Annotated in this window: 1 protein-coding gene; it reads left to right on the top strand. The window is 64.7% G+C overall.

From position 1 onward, the window contains the following. Positions 1–249: DnaJ C-terminal domain-containing protein (locus QSV46_RS40515; RefSeq protein WP_314964334.1), on the top strand; the 249-nt coding region annotated here is incomplete at both ends.

Below are 249 nucleotides of genomic sequence, written 5' to 3'. Positions count from 1 at the left end.
CTCGATGGTCGCGGCCGCGCTCGGCGGCGAGTTCGAGGTGCCCACCATCGACAAGGGCAAGACCAAGGTGAAGGTGCCGGCGGGAACGCAGTCCGGCCGCCGTTTCCGCATTGCATCAAAGGGCATGCCGGTGCTCCGCTCGCGCCAGACCGGCGACATGTATGTCCAGGTCATGGTCGAAACGCCGCAGAATCTGACCAAGAAGCAGCAGGAACTGCTCGCCGAGTTCGAAAAGCTGTCCTCCGGGGC

The sequence above is a fragment of the Bradyrhizobium cosmicum genome (genome assembly GCF_032290525.1).
Taxonomy (GTDB): Bacteria; Pseudomonadota; Alphaproteobacteria; order Rhizobiales; family Xanthobacteraceae; genus Bradyrhizobium; species Bradyrhizobium cosmicum_A.
The sequence above is the reverse complement of the archived record's forward strand: the minus strand, read 5'-3'. Positions and strand labels throughout refer to the sequence as shown.